General features: G+C 69.8%; 18 protein-coding genes. 5 read left to right on the plus strand and 13 right to left on the minus strand.

The annotated features are described in order from the left end of the window. Positions 1–181: 181 nt before the first annotated feature. Both ABT006_RS08195 and ABT006_RS08200 read right to left on the minus strand, forming a co-directional pair. Positions 182–1,477, minus strand: coding sequence for an MFS transporter (locus tag ABT006_RS08195; protein ID WP_350704176.1), 1,296 nt, complete (start codon positions 1,475–1,477; stop codon positions 182–184). Between the two features lie 390 nt (positions 1,478–1,867). Then, positions 1,868–3,058, minus strand: a complete 1,191-nt coding sequence (locus tag ABT006_RS08200; RefSeq protein ID WP_350704178.1) for a serine hydrolase domain-containing protein — start codon at positions 3,056–3,058, stop codon at positions 1,868–1,870. A 168-nt stretch (positions 3,059–3,226) separates the two neighbouring features. Here ABT006_RS08200 and ABT006_RS08205 point away from each other — a divergent pair, with 168 nt between their 5' ends. Beyond that, the gene (locus tag ABT006_RS08205) at positions 3,227–4,414 is read left to right on the plus strand and encodes a sensor histidine kinase (RefSeq protein ID WP_350704180.1); all 1,188 of its coding nucleotides are present in this window, start codon (positions 3,227–3,229) and stop codon (positions 4,412–4,414) included. Next, positions 4,402–5,061 carry a LuxR C-terminal-related transcriptional regulator gene (locus ABT006_RS08210; RefSeq protein ID WP_350704182.1) on the plus strand — a complete coding sequence of 220 codons (660 nt, stop codon included), beginning with the start codon at positions 4,402–4,404 and terminating at the stop codon, positions 5,059–5,061. Before ABT006_RS08205 ends, ABT006_RS08210 begins: the two co-directional genes overlap by 13 nt. Before the next feature lie 196 nt (positions 5,062–5,257). Here ABT006_RS08210 and ABT006_RS08215 read toward each other — a convergent pair whose 3' ends face one another. Beyond that, entirely contained in the window at positions 5,258–6,250 is a 993-nt protein-coding gene (locus ABT006_RS08215; protein WP_350704184.1) for a helix-turn-helix transcriptional regulator, read from the minus strand. Positions 6,251–6,386: 136 nt separating this feature from the next. Here ABT006_RS08215 and ABT006_RS08220 point away from each other — a divergent pair, with 136 nt between their 5' ends. After that, a complete protein-coding gene (locus ABT006_RS08220) occupies positions 6,387–7,841 on the plus strand; it encodes an MFS transporter (RefSeq protein WP_350704186.1) in 1,455 nt (484 codons plus the stop codon). Positions 7,842–8,111: 270 nt separating this feature from the next. On the opposite strand, the gene ABT006_RS08225 is transcribed toward ABT006_RS08220, so the two are convergent. The 10 genes from ABT006_RS08225 to ABT006_RS08270 form a co-directional block, all read right to left on the minus strand. Next, on the minus strand, positions 8,112–9,143 hold the full coding sequence (locus ABT006_RS08225) for a PucR family transcriptional regulator (protein WP_350704188.1): 1,032 nt from the start codon (positions 9,141–9,143) through the stop codon (positions 8,112–8,114). A 106-nt stretch (positions 9,144–9,249) separates the two neighbouring features. Beyond that, positions 9,250–10,038: an efflux permease Rv1217c-related protein gene (locus ABT006_RS08230; protein WP_350704190.1), complete on the minus strand. Its 789-nt coding sequence runs from the start codon at positions 10,036–10,038 to the stop codon at positions 9,250–9,252. Further along, a complete protein-coding gene (locus tag ABT006_RS08235; RefSeq protein WP_350704192.1) occupies positions 10,016–10,942 on the minus strand; it encodes an ABC transporter ATP-binding protein in 927 nt (308 codons plus the stop codon). Before ABT006_RS08235 ends, ABT006_RS08230 begins: the two co-directional genes overlap by 23 nt. A gap of 538 nt (positions 10,943–11,480) precedes the next feature. Beyond that, complete coding sequence (locus ABT006_RS08240) at positions 11,481–12,164, minus strand: response regulator (protein WP_350704194.1); 684 nt, start codon at positions 12,162–12,164, stop codon at positions 11,481–11,483. Continuing rightward, positions 12,161–14,716 (minus strand): DUF4118 domain-containing protein, encoded by a 2,556-nt coding sequence (locus ABT006_RS08245; protein WP_350704196.1) that lies wholly within the window; start codon positions 14,714–14,716, stop codon positions 12,161–12,163. Before ABT006_RS08245 ends, ABT006_RS08240 begins: the two co-directional genes overlap by 4 nt. A gap of 92 nt (positions 14,717–14,808) precedes the next feature. Beyond that, complete coding sequence (locus ABT006_RS08250; protein WP_350704198.1) at positions 14,809–15,690, minus strand: potassium-transporting ATPase subunit C; 882 nt, start codon at positions 15,688–15,690, stop codon at positions 14,809–14,811. Beyond that, positions 15,690–17,897 (minus strand): potassium-transporting ATPase subunit KdpB, encoded by a 2,208-nt coding sequence (kdpB, locus tag ABT006_RS08255; protein ID WP_350704200.1) that lies wholly within the window; start codon positions 17,895–17,897, stop codon positions 15,690–15,692. Before kdpB ends, ABT006_RS08250 begins: the two co-directional genes overlap by 1 nt. Positions 17,898–17,917: 20 nt before the next feature. Continuing rightward, positions 17,918–19,573, minus strand: coding sequence for a potassium-transporting ATPase subunit KdpA (gene kdpA, locus ABT006_RS08260; protein WP_350704202.1), 1,656 nt, complete (start codon positions 19,571–19,573; stop codon positions 17,918–17,920). After that, positions 19,573–19,662, minus strand: a complete 90-nt coding sequence (gene kdpF / locus ABT006_RS08265) for a K(+)-transporting ATPase subunit F (protein ID WP_350704204.1) — start codon at positions 19,660–19,662, stop codon at positions 19,573–19,575. Before kdpF ends, kdpA begins: the two co-directional genes overlap by 1 nt. Positions 19,663–20,088: 426 nt before the next feature. Continuing rightward, positions 20,089–20,745, minus strand: a complete 657-nt coding sequence (locus ABT006_RS08270; protein ID WP_350704206.1) for a helix-turn-helix transcriptional regulator — start codon at positions 20,743–20,745, stop codon at positions 20,089–20,091. Positions 20,746–20,839: 94 nt separating this feature from the next. Between ABT006_RS08270 and ABT006_RS08275 the strand changes: the two genes are divergently transcribed. Continuing rightward, positions 20,840–21,385 (plus strand): DUF2231 domain-containing protein, encoded by a 546-nt coding sequence (locus ABT006_RS08275; protein WP_350704208.1) that lies wholly within the window; start codon positions 20,840–20,842, stop codon positions 21,383–21,385. Further along, complete coding sequence (locus ABT006_RS08280) at positions 21,385–21,780, plus strand: hypothetical protein (protein ID WP_350704210.1); 396 nt, start codon at positions 21,385–21,387, stop codon at positions 21,778–21,780. Before ABT006_RS08275 ends, ABT006_RS08280 begins: the two co-directional genes overlap by 1 nt. The last annotated feature ends 1 nt before the right edge of the window (position 21,781 follow it).

The raw sequence follows: 21,781 nt of genomic DNA on the forward strand, positions 1-21,781 counted from the left end.
CGACAGGTCATCACACGCATCCAAGCGTTCCGCGACGAACTCCTCAACGCACGCATCCCCCGCGCGTTCCCCCACTGAACGGCCGGACGGCGGCAGAAGAGCGAGTCGCACTACATGGCGTCGGCTGATCCTGCTCTTCGAATTGAGGGTGCGGCTGGCATCGAGGAGGTTCACCGCCGGATCAGGCGCGGGCGGCTGGTTCGGCGGGCTTCGTGGTAGGGCTGTCGCTCGGCCCACCGTCGGCTGGCTCGGTCCGCACTGCGTCGGCGGCGCGGGCGGGGGCTACCGCCTGCAGTCGGCGAACGTCCCGGCTGGCCAGCATGCCGAGGACCGAGAGCACCACCGATGTCGCCAGGATCAGCAGCGTGTCTCGGGTGCCGATCGCCGCTGCGACCGGTCCGACCGCGATCTGGCCGAGTGGGATGGCGACCCAGGACCCCAACATGTCATAGGAGTAAACGCGGGCCAGACGGTCGGCCGGGATGTGCTGCGCCAACGACGTGTCCCAGGCCACCGCGAACTGTTCGACGGCGATCCCGACCGCCACTCCGGCCGACACCAGCACGACGACGGTGGGCGCCAGGGCCAGCCCCAACAGCAGAAACGACTCGGCGAACATGCAGGCCACCCCGAGCAGCAATAGCCGACGCACCCGAATCCGCAGGGCGATCAACCCGCCCACGACCATTCCGGCGGTTTCCGCCGCCAGCACCACGCCCCAGGCGCTACGGCCGATCGTCTCGTCCGCGACGGCCGGGCCGAGCACGTTCACGCCGCCGGCGAGGGCCGCGTTGAGGATCATGAAGCCCAGCACCACCACCCAGACCCAGGTCCGCGCGGTGAAAGCCGTCCAGCCCTCCCGGAGGTCGGCGACGATGCTCGTACGGGTGCTCTTCGCCGGCGAGGCAGCGACCCGGACTCCGGTAAACGCGAGAGCCGCGATAGCGAAGGTGAGCGCGTCGATGGCGAGGCCCCACCCCGGCCCGACGGCGGCCACCAGGAGGCCACCGAGCGCAGCGCCGCCGATCATGCCCGCGTTGATGCCGAGCCGGATGAGCGCGTTGGCCGGTCGAATCAGCTCCGGCGGCACGGTCTGCGGCGTCGCGGCGGCCGAAGCCGGCTGGGACAGCGCGCTGACGATGCCGTTCGCCGCACCGAGCGCCAGCAACAGCGGGATCGTCGCCGTGCCGGTGAGCACCAGGGCAGCCACCGCCGCCTGGGTCAGTGCACCGAGCACATTGGATCCGACCAGCACCAGCCGGCGCGGAATCCGGTCGGCCACCACCCCACCGAAGAGCACGAACAGCACGGTCATCAGCGATCTCGCGCCGACCACCAGGCCCAGGTCGCGCACCGAGCCGGTCAGATCGAGTACGGCGAAGGCCAGCGCGATGGGGGCGACGCCGTTGCCCAGCATGTTGACCAGCCGGCCAGCAGCGAGGTATCGGAGGGCGCCATACCGCAGCGGAGCCAGCATCGGTCCTCCATCCGGAACAGGACAACATCAGCGTGGAGCAGTTCGGGGACGCCAAGTCGTTCGGCCTCCACGGCGCCCGCGGCTGAGGTGTCCGAGTCCGCCGCGTCGAGCGCGGCGGTAGCTTACGCGCGGGTGACGCAAAGGACACTCGTAATGATCGGCTTTCAGTGCGCTTCGATTCTCTGAACCGGCGACCACCACGCGCGGCGTGGCACCGTTCGACCAGGCAGCAGGGAGTTCGGCATGCGACCGTCGGACACGGCATGCTGCCGCCGCCGACACAGGCGCGTTGGGCAACTCGCGTTCTGTCGGTTCCGCCTCTGAACCGGCCCTGACCGGCGTGGCCGTCGCCGGTCAGGGCTTTCGTTCACGGCACGCTGTGCGGTTCGGTTACACCCGGCCGCAGAGAGCGTTCTGGATCAGCGTGTCGGCACCGCGCTGCTGCTTGAGGAGGCTGTCCAGCGAATCGCCGAGCGAGGCGGACATGGACACCACGGCGCTGCGCCGGCCGTCGTCGGTGACGCCGGTGACCGTGATGTAACCGCCGTCGCCGCCGTCGTGGCCCCAGTAGACGCCGCCGCAGGGCAGCGGGCGGCTGACCAGGCCGAGCCCGTAGAGACCGCCCGGCCAGATCGCGTTGATGTCCTCGCTGACCTCGACCGTTCGCTTCATGTCGGCCAGTTGTGCGGGGCGCAGCAGCCGGCCGCCCAGCAGCGCGCGGAAGAACCGGTCGAGGTCGCGGGTGCTGGAGACCATCGAGTCCGGGTCCACTAGAACCTGCTCGGTGACGTCCACCAGCTCACCGGTCTCGAACAGTTGGTATGCCTGAGCGTGCGGCTGGGGTAGGAACGGCGAGGTCCCGGGCCAGGTGGTGTGGTGCAGCCCGAGCGGACCGACGATCCGGTCGGTGACCTCCTGTTGCAGAGAGCGGCCGGTGACCCTCTCGATGATCATGCCGACCAGGATGAAGCCGGTGTTGGAGTAGGCCCAGCCCTCTCCGGGTTCGAAGTCCGGCCGGTGCTTCATCGCCCGCGCCACGAGTTGCTCGCGGGTGTACACGTCGTATCGCTGTTGGAGGTACTCCTCGGGCGTTGTGTAGCCGGGCAGGTCGTCGTGAATGCCGCTGGTGTTCTGCAGGAGGTGACGCACGGTGATCCGGCGGCCGTCGTTGGCGGTGCCGCGGACCACGCCGGGTAGCCACCGTTCGACGGTGTCGTCGAGAGACAGTCGGTGTTCCTCGACCAGTTGCAGGACGACGGTGGCTTCGAACGCCTTGCGGGTACTCGCGATCCGGAAGCGTCCGTTGGCTGGCACCGGGCGCCCGGTGGCACGGTCGGCGACGCCGCTGGTGGCGACGAGGTGCCGGCCGTCGGAGGTGGTCACCCGGGCTTGGACGCCGGTCACCCCGAGGGCGTGGATCGCGTCGGTGTCCCGTTGCAACCGGTCGCTGGCGTGGCCGGAACCGGTCACCGATCCTTCGGCCGAGTGCAGCCCGGTGACCGTGAACGTGAGGGCGACAAGTCCCGCCGCCGCACCCAGCGCGACCCGCCGCCGCGATAGTTTGCTGCTGTTCAATCTCATGCCGCCGACGTTAGGAGCCGCGTCGACGCGGACCGATACCTCGTACCACCGGATATGTGGTACAGCTGGCTGTAGTGCCGCAGGCGGCGGCCACCGGGCAGACTCGACGCCGTGTCGGGAACGCAAAGGGACGCTGCCCCCGAGGAGGGTACGCAGAAGAGGCATCCTGTGACGTCGGGTCGACGGTGGGTGCAGGCGTGGCGTGGCGGGTCCTACCTCCTGGGGTCACTGGCCACCGGGATCGCCACGCTGCTCGCACTGCCGCTGCTGTGCCATCCGAGGCTCGCGCGGCGTTGGGCGAACTGGCACCGTGACCGCGCCGGCCGGCTGCTCGGGACGCCGTTGGCACCGCGTCCTGCGCTGCGCACGACGGGACACCGCGCATGGGCCGACCCGGCCACACCCCGCGACCTGCTCTGGCTGCCGGTGAACGCAGTCACCGGGGTCGCACTCGGCCTGCTCACGCTGCTGTGCGTGGGCAACCTCCTGCCCGCCGCGGTCGCCACACCACTGTGGTGGGCGTTCGCGCCGGAGGATCGGCCCCGGCTGTTCATCGATATTCCGGTGACCGGCTGGGCGACAGCCCTCACCCTCGGTCCACTACAGATCATCCTGCTCACCGCGCTGGCGTACCTGGCCTTCCCGCCGATCGCTCGCGCACACGCCCGGATCTGCCTGGTAGTACTGTCGCACTCTACGGCCGAACAGCTCGCCGAGCGGGTCGCCGTGTTGACCCGCACCCGGGCAGACGTGCTCGACGCACACGGCGCAGAGCTGCGCCGGATCGAACGCGACCTGCACGACGGCACCCAGGCCCGGCTGGTGGCCATCGCGATGCGGCTGGCCGTGGCCCGGCAGACGTTATCCGACAACCCGCGAAACGAGCAGTTCCTGGAAGAACTTCTTCGGGACGCACACGAAGGAACCGAAGAGGCGATGACCGAACTCCGCGAGGTGATCCGAACCGTCTACCCGCCGATCCTCGCCGACCGCGGCCTCACCGGCGCACTGACCGCGGTGACAGCCCGCTGCGGCGTGCCAACCCAACTGGACACCGGCAACCTCGAGAAGGTACCGGCGGCCGTGGAGGCCGTCGTCTACTTCGCCGTCGCCGAGGCACTCACCAACGTCGCCAAGCACAGCCGGGCGACCACGGCCGGCGTACGGGTGAGCCGAACGGCAGACCGGCTGTCGGTGGTGATCACCGATAACGGCACCGGCGGCGCCGACGATCGGCTGGGCACCGGCCTTGCCGGGATCCGTCGCAGGGTGCTCGCGCTCGACGGCACCATCGACATCGACAGCCCGGCCGGCGGGCCGACGAGGATCACCATGGAGCTGCCGTGCGGGTGGTAATCGCCGAAGACAACGTCCTGCTGGCCACCGGACTGGAACTACTACTCAACAGCGTGGGGTTTGACATCGCCGCCATCGTGGGCGACGCGGCGGGCTTCCTCACCGCCGTGCGGGACCATCGGCCCGACGTCACCATCGTCGATGTCCGGCTGCCGCCGTCATTTCGCGACGAGGGTATCCGAGCCGCCCTGCAGGCCCGTCGAGAGCACCCTGGCCTACCGGTCCTGGTGCTGTCGCAGTACGTCGAGCAGCAGTACGCCGCCGAGCTACTCGCCACCACCGGCGGCGGGGTCGGCTACCTCCTCAAGGATCGCGTCAGCCGGGTGGATGAGTTCGTCGACGCGCTGCGCCGAGTGGCCGCCGGTGGCACCGCCATGGACACCGAAGTCATCACCCAACTCCTCGCCCACCGCAGGGACCCGATCGCCGTCCTCACCCCCCGCGAACGCGAGGTACTCGCGCTGATGGCCCAGGGGCACGACAACAACACCATCGCTGGCCGGCTTGTCATCACCGACAACGCCGTACACAAGCACATCGGCAACATCTTCAACAAGCTGGGCCTCGCCGTCACCGACAGCGGCCACCGCCGCGTCCTCGCCGTTCTCACCTACCTCAACGGCGCGGGCCAGATCAGCGGCGACTGAGCACACCGGTGGCTCCGGGACCGGCGTGACGGGTGGCGGCATCCGCTTCGACGTGCAGGTACAGCAACCGCCCGTAGGCGCTCGGTACGGACAACTTCCAGGCCAGCCGGTCCGGCGTGCCCGCGGCCGGGGCGATGTGGCCCCTGGTCGATCCGGCGACCAGACAGCACGGGCCGTGGTGCGTTGATCGGCGTGGCTACGTGGTGATTGCGTGGTACCGCTGCGCCAATGCCTGGCAGGCTGCCCGCAGCTCTGGGGGTTCGACCTCGCTGATATCGGCGTCGAAGGTGGCGAGCAGCCCAGCGATCCCGGCCCACGACCAGGCTCCGAGTGTTATCCGGCTGTGGGTGTGTGTCAGGTATTCGATGACCGAGCCACCCGGGGCCCAGCGAGCGACGACGTCGGCGGGCAGGGCCATTACCACGCTGCCGAGGCACTGCCACTTGGCGGGGGTGTCGCCTCTGTCGTGGCTGGTCATCACGTACCGGGCTATATCAGGCTCGGGGGGTTGACGGCGGGCGAAGGGGATGCCGGTTGGTGAGTGGACGTGAATTCGATCGGCGCGGTAGATGCTCCACGTGACCTCGGTGGGGTTGTGAGCCACGAGGTACCAGCGCCCTGCCCACACGACGAGGTGGTGAGGCTCGACTGTGAGCGGAGGAACGAAGTCGGGGTCGTGTGGGTGGAGGCGCCGGTGGTCGGGGGTGAGGTACTCGAACCGCAGCAGGTGGCTCTTGCGAACGGCGGCGCCAATGGCTTTGAGGGTGTCCGATGCGATGGGCGGTGCGGGGAACTCCCAGGAGTTCCGAATGGCCGTCAGATGCATTGCCTCGGCTTTCGCGCGAACGTGCGCGGGCATCACCTGCTTGATGCTGTTGAGCGCACGCGCAAGGGCATCATCGATTCCGGCGACTGTGCTCGGGGCGGTTTGCAAAGCGACGGTTACGGCGACAGCCTGCTCGTCATCGAGGAGTATCGGAGGGAGTCTGCTTCCGGAGCCGAGTTCATATCCGCCCTCGGGACCTTTCATGGCGTGTACGGGGTAGCCGAGTTCACGCAGGGTCTCGACGTCTCGACGCAGGGTGCGGGTGCTGATGTGCAGCGTGTCGGCAAGGTCAGGCCCTGACCAGGACCGACGGGCGCCAAGCAGCGACAGCAGTTTGAGGAGTCGTGCGGACGTCGCAGCCATGTCTCCATTTTGCCTTCGATAGCGGACATCATGTGTCCGCCACCGGTGCCAGGGTTTGGCCATGACCTCACGGCACGTCTCACAGACGGCGGCGGCGAGAGAACCAGCCGTCGACTCCACCACAGGTTCCGCGACCATGCTCGTGGCTGGTCGATCCGCGGCCACCGCCCTCTCCGTCGTGTTGATCGCCTCCTTCATGGATCTCTTGGACGCCACGATCGTTACGGTCGCGGCCCCAGCCATCGAGGCTGAACTCAACGCGACCCCGGCCCAGTTGCAATGGATGCTTGCTGGTTACGTTCTCGCGCTCGGTTCAGGTCTCATCACCGGAGGACGAATCGGTGATGACTACGGGCGCCGACGGGTGTTCCTGTCCAGTCTCGCGGTCTTCGCCGTTGCCTCCGCACTCTGCGCATCGGCGACGAGTCCGGAGGTGCTGATCGCCACCAGGGTCATACAGGGTCTTGCCGGCGGCCTGATGGTTCCTCAGGTGTTCGGGATCATCAGGTCCTCGTTCGACCCGGCGGCGATGGCGAAGGCGTTTGGCGCGTACGGTGCCGTCCAGGGCCTGGCCGCAGTAGCCGGACCACTGCTGGGCGGGTTCTTGGTCGACGCGGACCTGTTCGGTCTGGGCTGGCGGGCCATCTTCTGGGTCAACGTACCCGTCGCCGCCGTCGCACTCGTCATGGGTTGGCGGGTGCTGCCGGAGTCCCGGAGCCGGCACCGGGCCTCGCTGGACGTCGTCGGCGTAGTGCTGTCGATACTGGCGGTGCTCCTGGTCCTGTTGCCGCTGGTCCAGGGCCGTGACTGGGGTTGGCCCTGGTGGGGGTTCGTCCTGATGGGCGCGGGGTTCCTGGCGCTTGCTGGTTTCGGTCTCTACGAGCGTACGGTCGCGCGTCGCGGTGATCAGCCCGTGCTGGACCCGGCGCTGCTCGGTGTCCGCACGTTCACTGCCGGGCTGTTGGCGTCGGTGTTCTTCTTCGGCGCGATCGGGGCGTTCTTCCTGACGTTCTCCATCTACCTGCAAGCCGGTACCGGACGAAGCGCCTGGTCGACCGGGCTGGTTATTCTGCCCTACGCCATCGGGTCCATTCTCACCTCCGGTGTCGGTGTCACCCTCGCCGCGAAGGCCGGTCGAGTCCTCCTCGTGAGCGGGTCACTGGCATTGGCCGCATCGCAGGCCCTGCTGTGGTTCGTTGTCCGCGACGGTCAGCACCCCGGTTACTGGAGCCTTGCTGCCGCCCTGTTCGTCGGAGGTCTCGGCCTGGGGTTGGCCGCGCCCATCCTGGTCAACGTCGTCCTCGCCGGCGTGCCCCGCAGGGACGCCGGCGCGGCCGGGGGTGTGCTGTCCACGGTCAACCAGGTCGGTGGTGCCGCTGGGATCGCCGTCCTGGGGACCGTCTTCTTCGCCGCCCTGGACAGGTCCCTCGGCGACTCGCCGCCGCTGCACGCGTTCAGCAGCGCCTTCGAGATGGTCCTCCTGGTCGAGGTCGCGCTCTACGTGGTCGCCGCTGGGCTCATGCTCCTGCTGCCCAAGACGTCCGCTCCCGCCAGCAACGCAGAGCGAGCGCCCGCCCGGGCATCCGCATAGGTGACCCGACGTCCTCTTTTGGCTTTCCTTAGGCGCCCAGCCCTCCTGGTTGTAGTGACCATGAGCGTTGTTCGCGGCGTGGCGGCTTGGTACGAGATGAGACCTCCGGCGAGGTGTGGGGTGCTGACGCCCACCACCGGACCGGAGGTCTCATGGCCCACGGAAACGCCCGGGTGTCCTGCCGTACTCGACGCCACCGCGGCAGCATCCACGACCGTCGTCGATTCATCGAGCATCAGGTGCTGCTCCCTGATCAGGGGTCACTTCGTCTTACAGTCCCTGCTGAAACACTGTCTCGGGCCAGCCGAGGAGTCGGGCGCCGAGCACGGCGGCGTGGAGTGTGAAGCGTTGGGTGGGTTCGTTGGGGTGGTAGCCGGTCAGGTGGTGGATGCGGTCGAGGCGATAGGTGACCGCGCGTACGGAGAGATGCATCTGGCGGGCGGTGGCGGTGTGGTTGCCCTGGTTGTCGAAGTGCACGGTCAGGGTGTCCAGGTAGGGCTGCACGCCGCCGCGGGCGGTGGTGAGGGGGCCGAGGACGGTGGTGACCAGGTCGGTGATCGCGTCGCGGTCGCGCAGCAGGACGGGGAAGACCAGCAGGTCGGCGGCGTTGAGGACGGGTGCGGTGAAACCGAGTTTGGCGGCGTGGTCGAGGGCGTTGCGGGCCTCGTCCAGCGAGGCGGCCAGGCCGCGCACGCCGGGGTGGGGGCGACCGACGGCCACCTGCCAGCCTTCGGCGCCTAGTTCGGCGAGGAGCAGGTGTGCCAGTTCAGCGTCGATGCCCCGTAGGCCCCCGGCGCTGATGCACACCAGGTCGCCTTCGCGCAGGGTGGAAAGGGTGTTACCTTCGCCGAACCGGGCGGCGAGCGCCGCGTCGACGCGGTGGATGAGGTCGGCGGTGAGGCGGGGCGTACGGGCGACCAGAACGGTGTGGGTGGCCGACAGGCGGATGCCGTAGCGGTGAGCGCGTTCGGCCAGGCTGCCGGGTTCGGCTCGGCCGGTGAGCAGGTCGTTGACGAACGCGGCACGTTCGGTGTCGTGGCGAACCAGTTCAGCGCGGGCCTGGTCGAGGTAGCCGTCGAGGGCGGCCAACAGCACCGAACGTGCGGTGTCCAAGAGCGTCGCGACGCGGCTGTGCACGGCGGTCGGGCTGTCGGCGGGTTCGAGGGGTGAGGTGTTCCAGCAGACGCCGGCAGCAGCAAATACGCGGTCGACGAGGTCGTGGGGTTGCAGGTCCTCGTCTGCGGCACGGGCGCCCAGCCGGGCGGCCGCCTCGCCTCGCTGGTCGCCGGCCGGGGCGCGCAAGAGGTCCTCGAAGCCTTGGGCCAGCCAGGTGTGAGCGTCCCTGGGCTGTTCCTTGTGGGCGTTGTGGTGGCCGCCCTCATGCGTTCGGCGGCCACCACGGTCCGCTTCAGACACCGACGTCGCGGCGATCGAACATGAACACCCCGACGACCGTGGTCACGGCGCCGACAGCCACGAGGGCGAGCAGTTGCACCGGGTGCCAACCGGTGTGCAGCGGATCGGTGCCGATGAAGTAGTGAAACGGAGATAGCCAGCGCACCCATTGCCAGCCATCGGACATGCCGCCGATGGCGTTGGCCATGTATGTGGTGACGGCGAGCACACCGGTGATCGCCAGAACCGTACCGCGCTTCCCGGTGGCCGCGCCAGCGAGGAAGGCGATACCGGTGAAGCACCACACCAGGGCGATCAGGCCGACGCCGGCAGCCGCGACGTTGGACAGGGGAATGTCCATGCCCGCCTGGGGAACGATGATCATCAGGAGGATCACCGGGATGGCCGCGACCAGCGTGATGGCGCTGCCCGTGGCCGCGAGGCGCTGTCCGGCGAAGGCGGCACGGGACAGCGGGTTGGCCAGCAACAGTTCCATGCCCCCGTCCTCCTCGGGCCGGGCGATCGTGCGGGCGGTCAACGTGATCGCGCACATGAGGACCAGTAGCGGCCCGATCAGACTGAAGATCGTCGCCTGCAGGTAGCCGGCCGGCGAGAGCATATCGGCGATGCCGAGGAAGTCCAGCATTCCCTGGGGCAGGGCGTCCTGCTTCAGTACCGCGGCTCCCTGGAACTGGCTGTAGAAGGAGGTGTAGATGACGGTGAGCAGGGCGACGCCGGTGGCCCAACCGATCAGCGCCCGGCGGTCGTCGCGCCAGGTCTTACGCACCAGCGCGGGAAGCATCGCCGGCTCCTTCCGAGTGGTAGTAGAACGACAGGAACGTCTCCTCCAGGTCGGGCTCGGCCGACAGCATGTCCACGACCTCGTGTCGTGCCGCCGCCTTGATCACGGGGTCGAGGCGGCCATCCACCGTGCACCGGAGCACCGGCCCGGACACCACCACGTCACTGACCCCGGGGAGGCCGCTGAACTCCGCCGGATCCACGGGATCGTCGAAGTGGATCTCCACCGATCGGATGGCCCGCTTGCCGAGCGACTCAACGCGTTCGACCGCGGCCAGCCTGCCGTCGCGGATGATGGCCACCCGGTCGGCGGTCTGCTGCACCTCGGCGAGGACGTGGGAGGACATGAAGACGGTCTGCCCGGCGTCGCGGGCGTCGCGGACCATGGCCAGGAACTCCTGCTGCATGAGCGGGTCCAGGCCGCTGGTGGGCTCGTCCAGGATCAGCAGGGCCGGTTGGTGCATGAACGCCTGCACCAGGCCGACCTTCTGCTTGTTGCCCTTGCTCATGGTGCGTACCGGGCGGGACAGGTCCAGGTCGAGCCGCTCGGCCAGATCGGTCACCCGCGACCAGGCCACACCGCCCCGGGCGTCACCGAAGAACCGCAGCAGGTCTTTTGCCTTCTCCCTGCCGGGAAACGCCAGTTCGCCAGGTAGGTAGCCGATCTGCCGGTGCAGGGCGGCCTTGTCCCGGCGCGGGTCGAGCCCGAGCACGGTCGCGCGGCCGGAGGTCGGCCGCAGGAAGTCCAGCAGCAGCCGGATGGTGGTGGTCTTCCCGGCGCCGTTGGGCCCGAGGAAGCCCATCACCTCCCCGGTGCGGACCTCAAGGGTGAGACTTTCGATGCCGCGGCGTTGGCCGTAGAACTTCGTCAAGTCCTCGGCGAGCAGGGCAAGGTCGTTGGTCATGCTCCACATCGTGGCGCTCGCGCCCCTCCGGCATCCAGGGTGGCATTCGGCCGACATCGGGCAGGACTATTGCCGACACTCGGCAACCAGGAGGGGAACGGCGATTCGGCGAGGATCCACGACCCACCGGAACCCGGTGAACGTTGCCGGACGCAGCACCGACTGTCTGTTCATCTACCTGACGAGGAACGGCGACCGTCCACGGGAGGCGTAATCGAGTGGGCCGACGCCGATTCCTGCCCGGCTAATCGCTGGTGGCGAAGCGTTCAACGTTGCCGACGGTGCCGACGACGAGGATGGGTCGCCGTAGGCGCGATTGCCCGCGACGTGGGACGGTCGCGGGGGCGGCGTCCGATCGAGGCTGAGTCTATGGGCCCGCTGATGGTCGTCCTCTTGCAGCGGCGGGGAGTCGGGTGGGCGACGCAGTGGGGTCCGGTTCAGCAGACCCGCACCGGCTGCGACGGCGAGGAAGATCGCCCCCACGGTGAAAATGATCAGGACTACGTGCTTGAGAAGGGCCATGGCGCGTCCTGCCGTCTCACGGTTGGTAGCGGTAGCCCATGCCGGGTTCGGTGATGAGGTGGCGGGGCCGGGTGGGGTCCGGTTCGAGCTTGCGGCGTAGCTGCGCCATGTACTGGCGCAGGTAGCTGGTCTCGGTCTCGTATCCCGGGCCCCACACGTCGTGGAGGAGTTGGCGCTGACTGATCAGCTTCCCGGGGTTGCGGAGCAGCGTTTCGAGCACCCCCCACTGGGTGGGGGTCAGTCTGATCTCGGTGCCGTCGTCGCGGGTTACGGTGTGGGCGCCGAGGTCGACGGTGTGCTGGCCGACTTTCGCGGTGGGACTGGCCGCGTCCGCGCCGGTCCCGTGCCGGCGGGTGACGGCACGGATGCGGGCGAGGAGTTCGTCGACGCCGAAGGGTTTGGTGACGTAGTCGTCGGCACCGGCGTCGAGGGCGGTGACCTTGTCGTCGCTGCCGGCGCGGCCGGAGAGCACGATGATCGGGACGGTGGTCCAGCCCCGGATCCCGCGGATGACGTCGACGCCGTCCAGGTCGGGAAGACCGAGGTCGAGTACGACGAGGTCGGGTGGGTGGCTGGCGGCGGCCCTGAGCGCGGCGGCGCCGGTGGCCGCGACGTCGACGTCGTAGCCGCGGGCGCGCAGGTTGATGCGCAGGGCGCGCAGGATCTGCGGTTCGTCGTCGACGACAAGGATCCGGTTCATTCCTGCGGGCCCTCCGTGGGTTCGGCCGGTGTGGCGGCAGGCAGCCGCAGCACCATGGTGAGTCCTCCGCCGGGTGTGGTCTCCGGGGTGATGCTGCCACCCATGGCCTCGGCGAGACCTCGGGACAGGGCGAGACCGAGGCCGACGCCGGTGGTGTTGTCGCGGTCGCCGAGGCGCTGGAACGGCAGGAAAACCTGTTCCCACTGGTCCTCGGCGATGCCGGGGCCGGTGTCGATGACGCGTAGTTCGACCTGGCCGGAGTGGGCGCTGGCAGTGATGGTGGGCGGCCGCCCGGGCGGGCTGTGGCGCAGGGCGTTCGCGACGAGATTGACCAGGACCCGCTCCAGCAGGCCCGGGTCGGCGGTGGCGGCCGGCAGGTCGGCGGGGATGTCGGTGGTGACATCGGCCGCCTGCGGGCCGAGTTCGTCCAGGGCCCGGGGCACGACGTCTTCCAGGCCGATCGCCGAGGCGGTGATGCCGAGTGCCCCGGCCTGCAGGCGGCTCATGTCGAGCAGATTGGCCACCAGCCGGCCGAGCCGGTCGAGTGACTCGTCGGCGGTGGCGAGCAGTTCGTCCCGGTCCTCGGCGTCGAAGTCGACGTCGCGGCTGCGCAGGCTGGACACGGCGGCCTTTGCCGACGCGAGGGGGGTGCGTAGGTCGTGGCTGACCGCGGCGAGCAGGGCGGTGCGCATTCGGTCGGCCTCGGCCAGGGGCCGGGCGGCGGCGGCCTCCTCGGCGAGGCGTTCCTGCCGGAGCGCGACGGCGGCCTGCGCGGCGAACGCCTCGATGATGCGCCGGTCGGCGGCCTCCAGCCGCCGGCCGGAGAGCACGACGGTGAGCCGGTCGTCGACGGGCACCGTCGTTTCGCCTGCGCTCGGGCTGCCGGCCGGTGCCTCGCCGACACTGGCCACGACTCGCCAGGCGTCTTCCTCCCGGTCCCGGCCGGGGCGCCCGGCGGCCTCGGCGGCCAGTTCCAGGACGCTGACCGCGCGCAGCGCGAAGGTTTCCCGGAGCCGTTCCAGCAGCGCCGGCAGCGGGCGTTGCCCGCGCAGGACGTTGCCGGCGACGGTGGCGAGGGTCTGCGCGTCGGCGGATGCGCGGGCTGCCTCGCGGGTGCGCCGGGCGGCGAGGTCGACCACCCAGCTGACCGCTACGGCGACGCCGACGAAGACGCCGAGGGCGAGCAGGTTGTCCGCCTCGGCGATGGTCAGCGTGTAGAAGGGCGGGGCGAAGAACCAGTTCAGCAGCAGGGACCCACCCAGCGCGGCGAGCAGCGCCGGCCAGAGCCCGCCGACGAGCGCGACGCCGACGACGGCGGCGAGGAAGATCAGGATGTCGTTGGTGAGGGTGAGGTCGGGCAGAGCCCTGAGCAGTGCGGTCAGGGCGGGCATGCCCGCGACGGTGAGCGCGAAGCCGTACAGCCGGCGTCGCCGGGACAGCGCGGCCGGCACCGCCGGGCCGGGCCGGCCGCGACGGACCTCGGCGTGGGTGACCAGGTGTACGTCGATGGGCCCGGACAGTGCGGTCGTGGTCACGCCGACGCCGCGGGAGAACAGTTGCGCGAAGCGGCCGCGGCGGCTGGCGCCGAGCACGAGCTGGGTGGCGTTGACGCCCCGGGCGAAGTCGAGCAGCGCGGCGGGGATGTCGGTGCCGAGGACCTGGTGGTAGGTGCCGCCGAGGCTCTCCACCAGCACCCGTTGCCGGGCGAGCTGCGCCGGGTCGGCTCCGGCGAGCCCGTCGCTGCGGGCGACGTGCACCGCGAGGAGGTCGGCGCCCTTGCTTCGGGCGGCGATCCGGGCCGCACGCCGGATCAGGGTCCCTCCCTCGGGTCCGCCGGTGAGCGCGACGACGACCCGCTCGCGGGCTTCCCAGGTGGCGGAGATGCCCTGCTGGGCCCGGTACGCGTCGAGTTGCTCGTCGACCTTGTCGGCGAGCCAGAGCAGGGCCAGCTCGCGTAGGGCGGTGAGGTTGCCGACGCGGAAGTAGTTGCCGAGCGCGGCGTCGATCTTGTCCGGGCGGTAGATGTTGCCGTGGGCCATCCGCCGGCGCAGCGCCTCGGGGGTCATGTCGACCAGTTCGACCTGTTCGGCGGCGCGCACAATCTGGTCGGGGACGGTTTCGCGTTGGGTGGTCCCGGTGATCTGGGCGACGACGTCGTTCAGCGAGTCCAGGTGCTGGATGTTGACCGTGGTGAGCACGGTGATCCCGGCGTCGAGGAGTTCCTGGATGTCATGCCAGCGCTTGGAGTTGCGGGAGCCGGGCACGTTGGTGTGAGCGAGTTCGTCGACCAGGGCGACCTCGGGACGGCGGGCCAGAACCGCGTCGAGGTCCATCTCGGTGAACTCGGCGCCGCGGTAGGTGATCGTGCGGCGGGGGACGATTTCCAGTTCGCCGATCATCGCGGCGGTGTGCCTACGGCCGTGGGTCTCGACGAACCCGATCACCACGTCCGTGCCGCGCTCGGCGCGGCGCTGCGCCTCCTCGAGCATGGCGTAGGTCTTGCCGACGCCGGGTGCGGCACCGAGGTAGATGCGCAGTTCCCCTCGTGGCACAGCAGGATTCCTCTCCACAGCGTGACCGGCGGGTCGGGTGACGTGGTGCCGGGCCGGGACGGTGCCAGCGTCCCAGCCCGGCGCCGTCGTGTTCAGCGTGCCGGGAATTGTTCGTCCAACGCGAGGTTCAGCTCCAGCACGTTCACCCCGGGCGACCCCATGAAGCCGAGCGACCGGCCGGCGGTGTGCTCCTGGACCAGACGCCGGACCGCCGCCGGGTCCGCGCCGCGTTCCCGCGCCACGCGCGCCACCTGGAGCTGCGCGTACGCCGGAGAGATGTGCGGGTCGAGGCCGCTGCCGCTGGCGGTGACCGCGTCGGCGGGCACCGCGGGCTCGGCGGGGGCGTCCCCCCGGACGGGGACGATGGTCGCCCCGGCGGCCCGGTGGTCCTCGCCCGGCGTGGCCAGCTCGACCGGCACACCTTCGTAGCGGGCGAGGAACGGGGTGGCGGGTGCGGTCTGGTTGACGCTGACCACCCGGGTGACCGGGCCGGTCAGCCCGTCGCGGCGGAACACCGCCAGCACGGCCCCAACCCCGTCGATGGTGCAGTACGGGCGGCTCCCGTCGACGCCGTTCAGCTCCCCGACGGCCTTGCTGCGTGCGCAGACCTGGGTGAGCAGGCTCCGCGTGCTGTCGTCGGGGTTGGTGGCGATGGTGTCGACGATGTCCTCCGGGCCGAGGTTGCTGGCCGAGGTGGCGGTGGGGTCGTAGCCGTCGCCGGCTGCCGAGGGGCGGGACTGGAAGTAGCGCGGGACGGGGTTGCCGTCGGCGTCGGTGAACGACTGCCCGATGAGCGTGCTGCCGACAGGCCGGCCGTCCGCCTCGACGAGCGATCCGTCGGCCTTGTGGGCGAGGACCGGGATCCGGCCGACCGCGACCAGGGCCAGCGGATAGGCCAGGCCGAGCAGGACGGTGAAGACGAGCACCGCGCGCAGCGCGGCCAGATGCTGGGAGAGCCAAGACGGCAGGCGCATCACAAGATCCCCGGGATGAAGTGGACGAGCAGGTCGATGAGCTTGATGCCGACGAACGGCACCACGATTCCGCCGAGGCCGTAGAGCAGCAGGTTGCGGCTGAGCAGCCGCGACGCGGCGGCGGGCCGGTAGCGGACGCCGCGCAGCGCCAGCGGGATCAACGCGATGATGACGACCGCGTTGAAGATGACCGCGGACAGGATCGCCGATTCGGGGCTGGACAGCCGCATGATGTTCAGCGCGTCCAGGCTCGGGTAGATGCCGGCGAACATGGCCGGGATGATCGCGAAGTACTTCGCGATGTCGTTGGCGATCGAGAAGGTCGTCAGCGCGCCGCGGGTGATCAGCAACTGCTTGCCGATCTCCACGATCTCGATGAGCTTGGTCGGGTCGGAGTCGAGATCGACCATGTTGCCGGCCTCCTTCGCGGCCGACGTGCCGGTGTTCATCGCCACCCCGACGTCTGCCTGGGCGAGGGCGGGTGCGTCGTTGGTGCCGTCACCGGTCATCGCGACCAGCCGGCCACCCTCCTGCTCCTTCTTGATCAAGGCGAGCTTGTCCTCCGGCGTCGCCTCGGCGAGGAAGTCGTCCACCCCGGCCTCGTCGGCGATGGCCTTCGCGGTACGCGGGTTGTCGCCGGTGATCATCACCGTGCGGATGCCCATCCGACGCATCTCGTCGAAGCGCTCCCGCATCCCGGCCTTGACCACGTCCTTGAGGTGGATGACGCCGAGGGCGCGGGCCGGCTGGCCGTCGAGGTGCTCGGCGACCACGAGCGGGGTGCCGCCGATGCCGCTGATCTCGTCGACGATCTGGCCGACCTGCTCGGTGGGGTGGCCGCCGTTGTCGCGGACCCATTTCATGACGGCGGCGGCGGCGCCCTTGCGGATCCGGCGCGCCGGGCCGGCGGCACCGCCGTCGACGGTCGCGTCGGGAGTCAGGTCGACGCCGCTCATCCGGGTCTGTGCGGTGAACGGCACGAAGGTGGCGTGCGGAATGAGCCCGGGTTCGCGTTGCCGCAGGCCGAACCCGTTCTTGGCCAGCACCACGATCGATCGGCCCTCAGGTGTCTCGTCGGCGAGGCTGGACAGCTGCGCCGCGTCGGCCACCGTGGCGACGTCCACCCCTTCGACGGGGACGAACTCGTCCGCCTGCCGGTTGCCGAGGGTGATGGTGCCGGTCTTGTCCAGCAGCAGGGTGTTGACGTCACCAGCGGCCTCGACGGCCCGACCGCTCATCGCGAGGACGTTGCGCTGCACGAGGCGGTCCATGCCGGCGATGCCGATCGCCGAGAGCAGCGCCCCGATGGTGGTGGGGATCAGGCAGACCAGCAGCGACACCAGCACGATCCCGCTGACGCCGGCGTCGGTGATCGCCCGCGTGTCCGGTGCGGCGGCCTGGTGGCCCATCGAGAAGATCGCGAGAGGCTGGAGGGTGACGACGGCCAGCAGGAAGATGACCGTGAGCGCGGCGAGGAGGATGTTCAGCGCGATCTCGTTCGGCGTCTTCTGCCGGTTCGCCCCCTCGACCAGGTTGATCATTCGATCGATGAAGCTCTCCCCCGGCTTCTGCGTGATCATCACGACGATCCGGTCGGAGAGGACCTTGGTGCCGCCGGTGACCGCGCTGCGGTCGCCCCCGGACTCCCGGATCACCGGGGCCGACTCGCCGGTGATGGCCGACTCGTCGACACTGGCGATCCCTTCGACGACGTCACCGTCGCCGGGGATGATCTCCCCGGCCTCGACCACGACAACGTCGCCCTGCTTCAGCCGGGGTGCCGGGACGCGCTCGGTGCGACAGGTGCCGGGGGCGGCGCCCGGGGTCCAGCCGAGGACGCGGGTGGCGACGGCGTCCGTCTTCGCCTTGCGCAGGGCGGCGGCCTGCGCCTTGCCACGCCCCTCGGCGACCGCTTCGGCGAGGTTGGCGAAGATCACGGTCAGCCACAGCCACCCGGTGATCGCGAGGGCGAACACCGACGGGTCCGCGACGGCGAGGACGGTGGTGAAGGCCGCGCCGATCTCGACGATCAGCATCACGGGGTTGCGCCACAGGGTGCGCGGGTCGAGCTTACGCAGCGCGTCGGGCAGTGATTGGACGAGCTGCCTCGGGTCGAGCAGTCCACCGCCCCGGTTGCCCTGGGTGGCGGGTGTGCCGGAGGTGGGGGCGTCCGCCGTACCGTGCGGTGCCGGCGTGGAGGTCGTCATGTCCTTCTCTCTCATGGGTGTCACAGCCCCTCAGCGAGGGGGCCGAGCGCGAGCGCAGGCAGGAAGGTCAACGCCACGAGGATCACGGTGACGCCGACGACCATCCCGACGAACAGCGGCCGGTGGGTCGGCAGAGTGCCCTCGGAGGCGGGCGTCGGCTGCTGGCGGGCCAGCGAGCCGGCCAGGGCGAGCACGAGGATGATCGGCAGGAACCGGCCGAGCAGCATGCACAGCCCCAGTGCGGTGTTCCACCACGGAGTGCTCACGGTCAGGCCGGCGAACGCGGAGCCGTTGTTGTTGCTCGCCGAGGTGAACGCGTAGAGCACCTCGGAGAGGGCATGCGGGCCGGTGTTGAGCGCGGTGGAGTTGTTGCCGGTGGCGAACGCCGCCGCCGTGCCGATCAGGACCAGCGCCGGGGTGACCAGGAAGTACAGCGACGCCAGCTTGATCTCGCGGGCGCCGATCTTCTTGCCGACGTACTCCGGTGTCCGGCCGACCATCAGGCCAGCGACGAACACCGTGATCACGGCGAGGATCAGCATCCCGTAGAGGCCGGCGCCGACGCCGCCGGGGGCGACCTCGCCGAGCATCATGTTGATCAGCGGCATCATGCCGCCGAGCGCGGTGTGGGAGTCGTGGAAGGAGTTGACCGCGCCGGTCGAGGTGAGCGTGGTCGCGGCGGCAAACGTGGCCGAGTTCGACACGTCGAACCGGACCTCCTTGCCCTCCAGCGCCGCCCCGGCCGCCTGCGGCACCGTGCCGTCGCCGGCCAACTCGAAGACGTTGGTCAAGGCGATGCTCGCGATCGCCAGGACCGCCATCACGGCGGCGATCGCGTACCCCTGCCGGTTCTGCCCGACCATCCGGCCGAAGACCCGGGGCAGGCTGAACGGAATCACCAGGATCAGGAAGATCTCCAACCAGTTCGTCCAGGTGGTCGGGTTCTCGAACGGATGGGCGCTGTTGACGTTGTAGAAGCCGCCACCGTTGGTGCCCAGCTCCTTGATGACCTCCTGGCTGGCCACCGGCCCGCCGGTGATGGTCTGGCTGCCACCGGTCAGGGTGGTGACCTCGGTGCCGGCGGAGAGGTTCTGCACCGCCCCGCCGATCATCAGGGCGAGGGCGCCGAGCACCGAGATCGGCAGCAGGATCCGCAGCGTGACCCGGGTCAGGTCGACCCAGAAGTTGCCCAGGTCGCCCGTGCGGCGGCGGGCGAACCCGCGCACCAGCGCGACGGCGACCGCGATACCGACGGCAGCGGAGACGAAGTTCTGCACCGCCAGTCCGGCCATCTGGACCAGGTGCCCCATGGCCGACTCACCCGAGTACCACTGCCAGTTGGTGTTGGTCACGAACGACACGGCCGTGTTCCACGCGCCGTGGGTCATCACCGGGTCGAAGCCGAGCGAGAGCCACAGGTGGTTCTGCAGCCGCATGAACGCGTAGAGGAACAGGATCGAGACGGCGGAGAAGGCAAGCACGCTGCGGGCGTACACGCCCCAGGACTGCTCGGCGCTCGCGTCGACCCCGACCAGGCGGTAGATGCCCCGCTCGACGCGGAAGTGCCGCTGGCCGGACACCACGCGGAAGATGTAGTCGCCGAACGGCTTGTGGATGGCGACCAGCGCCACCACGAGCGAGAGGATGAACAGCACTCCGGCTGTCGTCACGGCCATCAGAAGCGCTCAGGGAACAACAGGGCGACCACCAGGAACACGGCCAGGCCGATCGCCAGCACCAGACCGATGACGTTGACGGCGCTCACAGCTTCTCCACTCCCCTCACCACCAGGGCGAGAGCCGCGAAGAGCCCCATCGTCAACACCACGAACACCACGTCAGACACGTCTGACTCCTCATTCCGGAACAGCTCGTCACGGCCGCCGTCCGGCCGCGCCGAGCAATCACAACGCCGCCCGCCCCTCACCGACAGGGGCTATAACGCGACCATCACGGCGATCCGGCATTTCTTAACGCCCTTTTCACACCACCCCTTGTTCGGGTGGTCCCGACTACCGTCAGCAGGCGGATCACACCGGTTGGCCCAGGGACGCATGCCGGTGCGCAGGCGACGTCGAGGATCAGGCCCGGCCGGGTGAGCACCGCCGGATGCTCGCGCAGCGGAACTGGCGGACGGCCGACCTCGACACGGTGTGACGACGACCCTCCCGGAAACCCCGGGAGGGCGCAGGTCAGGACGGCAGATCCAACTCCACGCAGCAGGCACCGGGGCGGGGGGCCAGCCGGGCCTCGACATCGGCGGCGCCGAGCCCTTCGAGCAGGCCGGCGAGAAAGGCGTGGTTCAGCCCGCAGACCAGTGCGGTGTGCCGGGTGGCCAGGGCGTGGAACGGGCAGTTGTGCAACAGCACCCGCCGCTGCCGCTGCGCGTCGGGCCGCGGCTCGAATCCGAGGCCGTCCAGCGCCGACAGGACGTCGCACCCGTCCTCGGCCAGTCCAACGCCGACGCTGCGGCCGCGCTGCCCGGCGAGCCGCCGCGCGGCGTCGTCGGCGTGGGCCGGGTCGTCGACGACCGCGTCGGCGAGGATCTCGGCGATCAGTTCGTAGCGGCGTTCCGGGATCGTGACGGCGAGACCGTCGCCAGCCGGTTCGTACACCTTCGGGCTGCGGCCCCGGCCTCTGGGTTGGTCGGGCGGGGCTTGGTAGCGGGCGCGCAGCAGGCCGGCGTCGACGAGCTTGTCGAGGTGGAACGCGGCCAGCCCGCGCGAGATCCCGGCGGCGTCGGCGGCCTCCTCGCGGGTGACCGGCTGGTCCTGGTGGCGCACGTGGTCGTACAGCGCCCGCCGGGACGGATCGGCAAGCGCGGCCACGGCTGTCCACCGGTTCTGCATCCGACCGAGATTATCACCAGCATCGGCTATTGAAATTTTGGCGCACGGGGTACAGCATTGATTAACAACAACGCTGGTTGGCGAAAATGGGTGGGTGGTTGACGTGGAGCCGATGCAGCAGGCCAAACGACCCGTCAACGCCATCGCCGGCCCGTACGGGCACCCGCTTCACCCGGCACTGGTCACGATCCCGATCGGGGCATGGATCACCAGCCTCGTCTTCGACATCGCCTCCCACGTCGTCCACAGCGAAACGTTCCTCGCGGACGGGTCCCGATGGCTGATCGCCGTCGGCGTACTCGGCGCCCTCGCCGCGGCGACTGTCGGAGTCCTGGACCTGTTCGCCATCCCCACCCGTACCCGAGCCTTCCGCACCGCCCTGGTCCACATGAGCATCAACCTGGCGGTGACCGCCGCGTACGCGATCGGGTTCGTCATCCGAGGCGGGCAACCGGCCACCCCGGTGCCCATCGGCGCCCTCGCCCTGTCGGCCGCGGCGCTGGCCGCGTTGACGGTCTCCGGCTACCTGGGCGGTGAACTCACCTACCGCTACGGGGTCCGCGTCGCCGACGAAATTACCCAGGCCGACGGCTATCGGACCACGCCCGTCGCCACCACCATCGAGAAGGAGGGGCACTGATGGCAGTCGCCGCACTGATCACCTGGCTGATCACCGCCGTCGGCGGATTCGTCATGCTCGGCACCTGGATCGCCGAAGGCGGACACCGTCCGCACAGCGGCAGCCGGCTGGCCCCCGGCCTGGTGTTCGGCCACTTCGCGCTGGCCGCGATCGGGCTGGTGGTGTGGATCGTCCACCTCGCCGTCGGCAAGGACGCGCTGGCCTGGACCGCGTTCGTGCTCCTGCTGCCCGTCGCACTGCTCGGCTTCACCATGCTGGCCCGCTGGATCCCCGCCCGCCGCACCGACGTCGCCGAGTCCCGCTTCCCCGTCCCGGTCGTGGTCGGTCACGGCCTGTTCGCGGCCACCACCCTCGTCCTCGTCCTGATCACCGCCCTCGGTATCGGTGAAGGCTGAC

Source organism: Micromonospora sp. NPDC002717 (assembly GCF_040295705.1).
Classification (GTDB): domain Bacteria; phylum Actinomycetota; class Actinomycetes; order Mycobacteriales; family Micromonosporaceae; genus Micromonospora.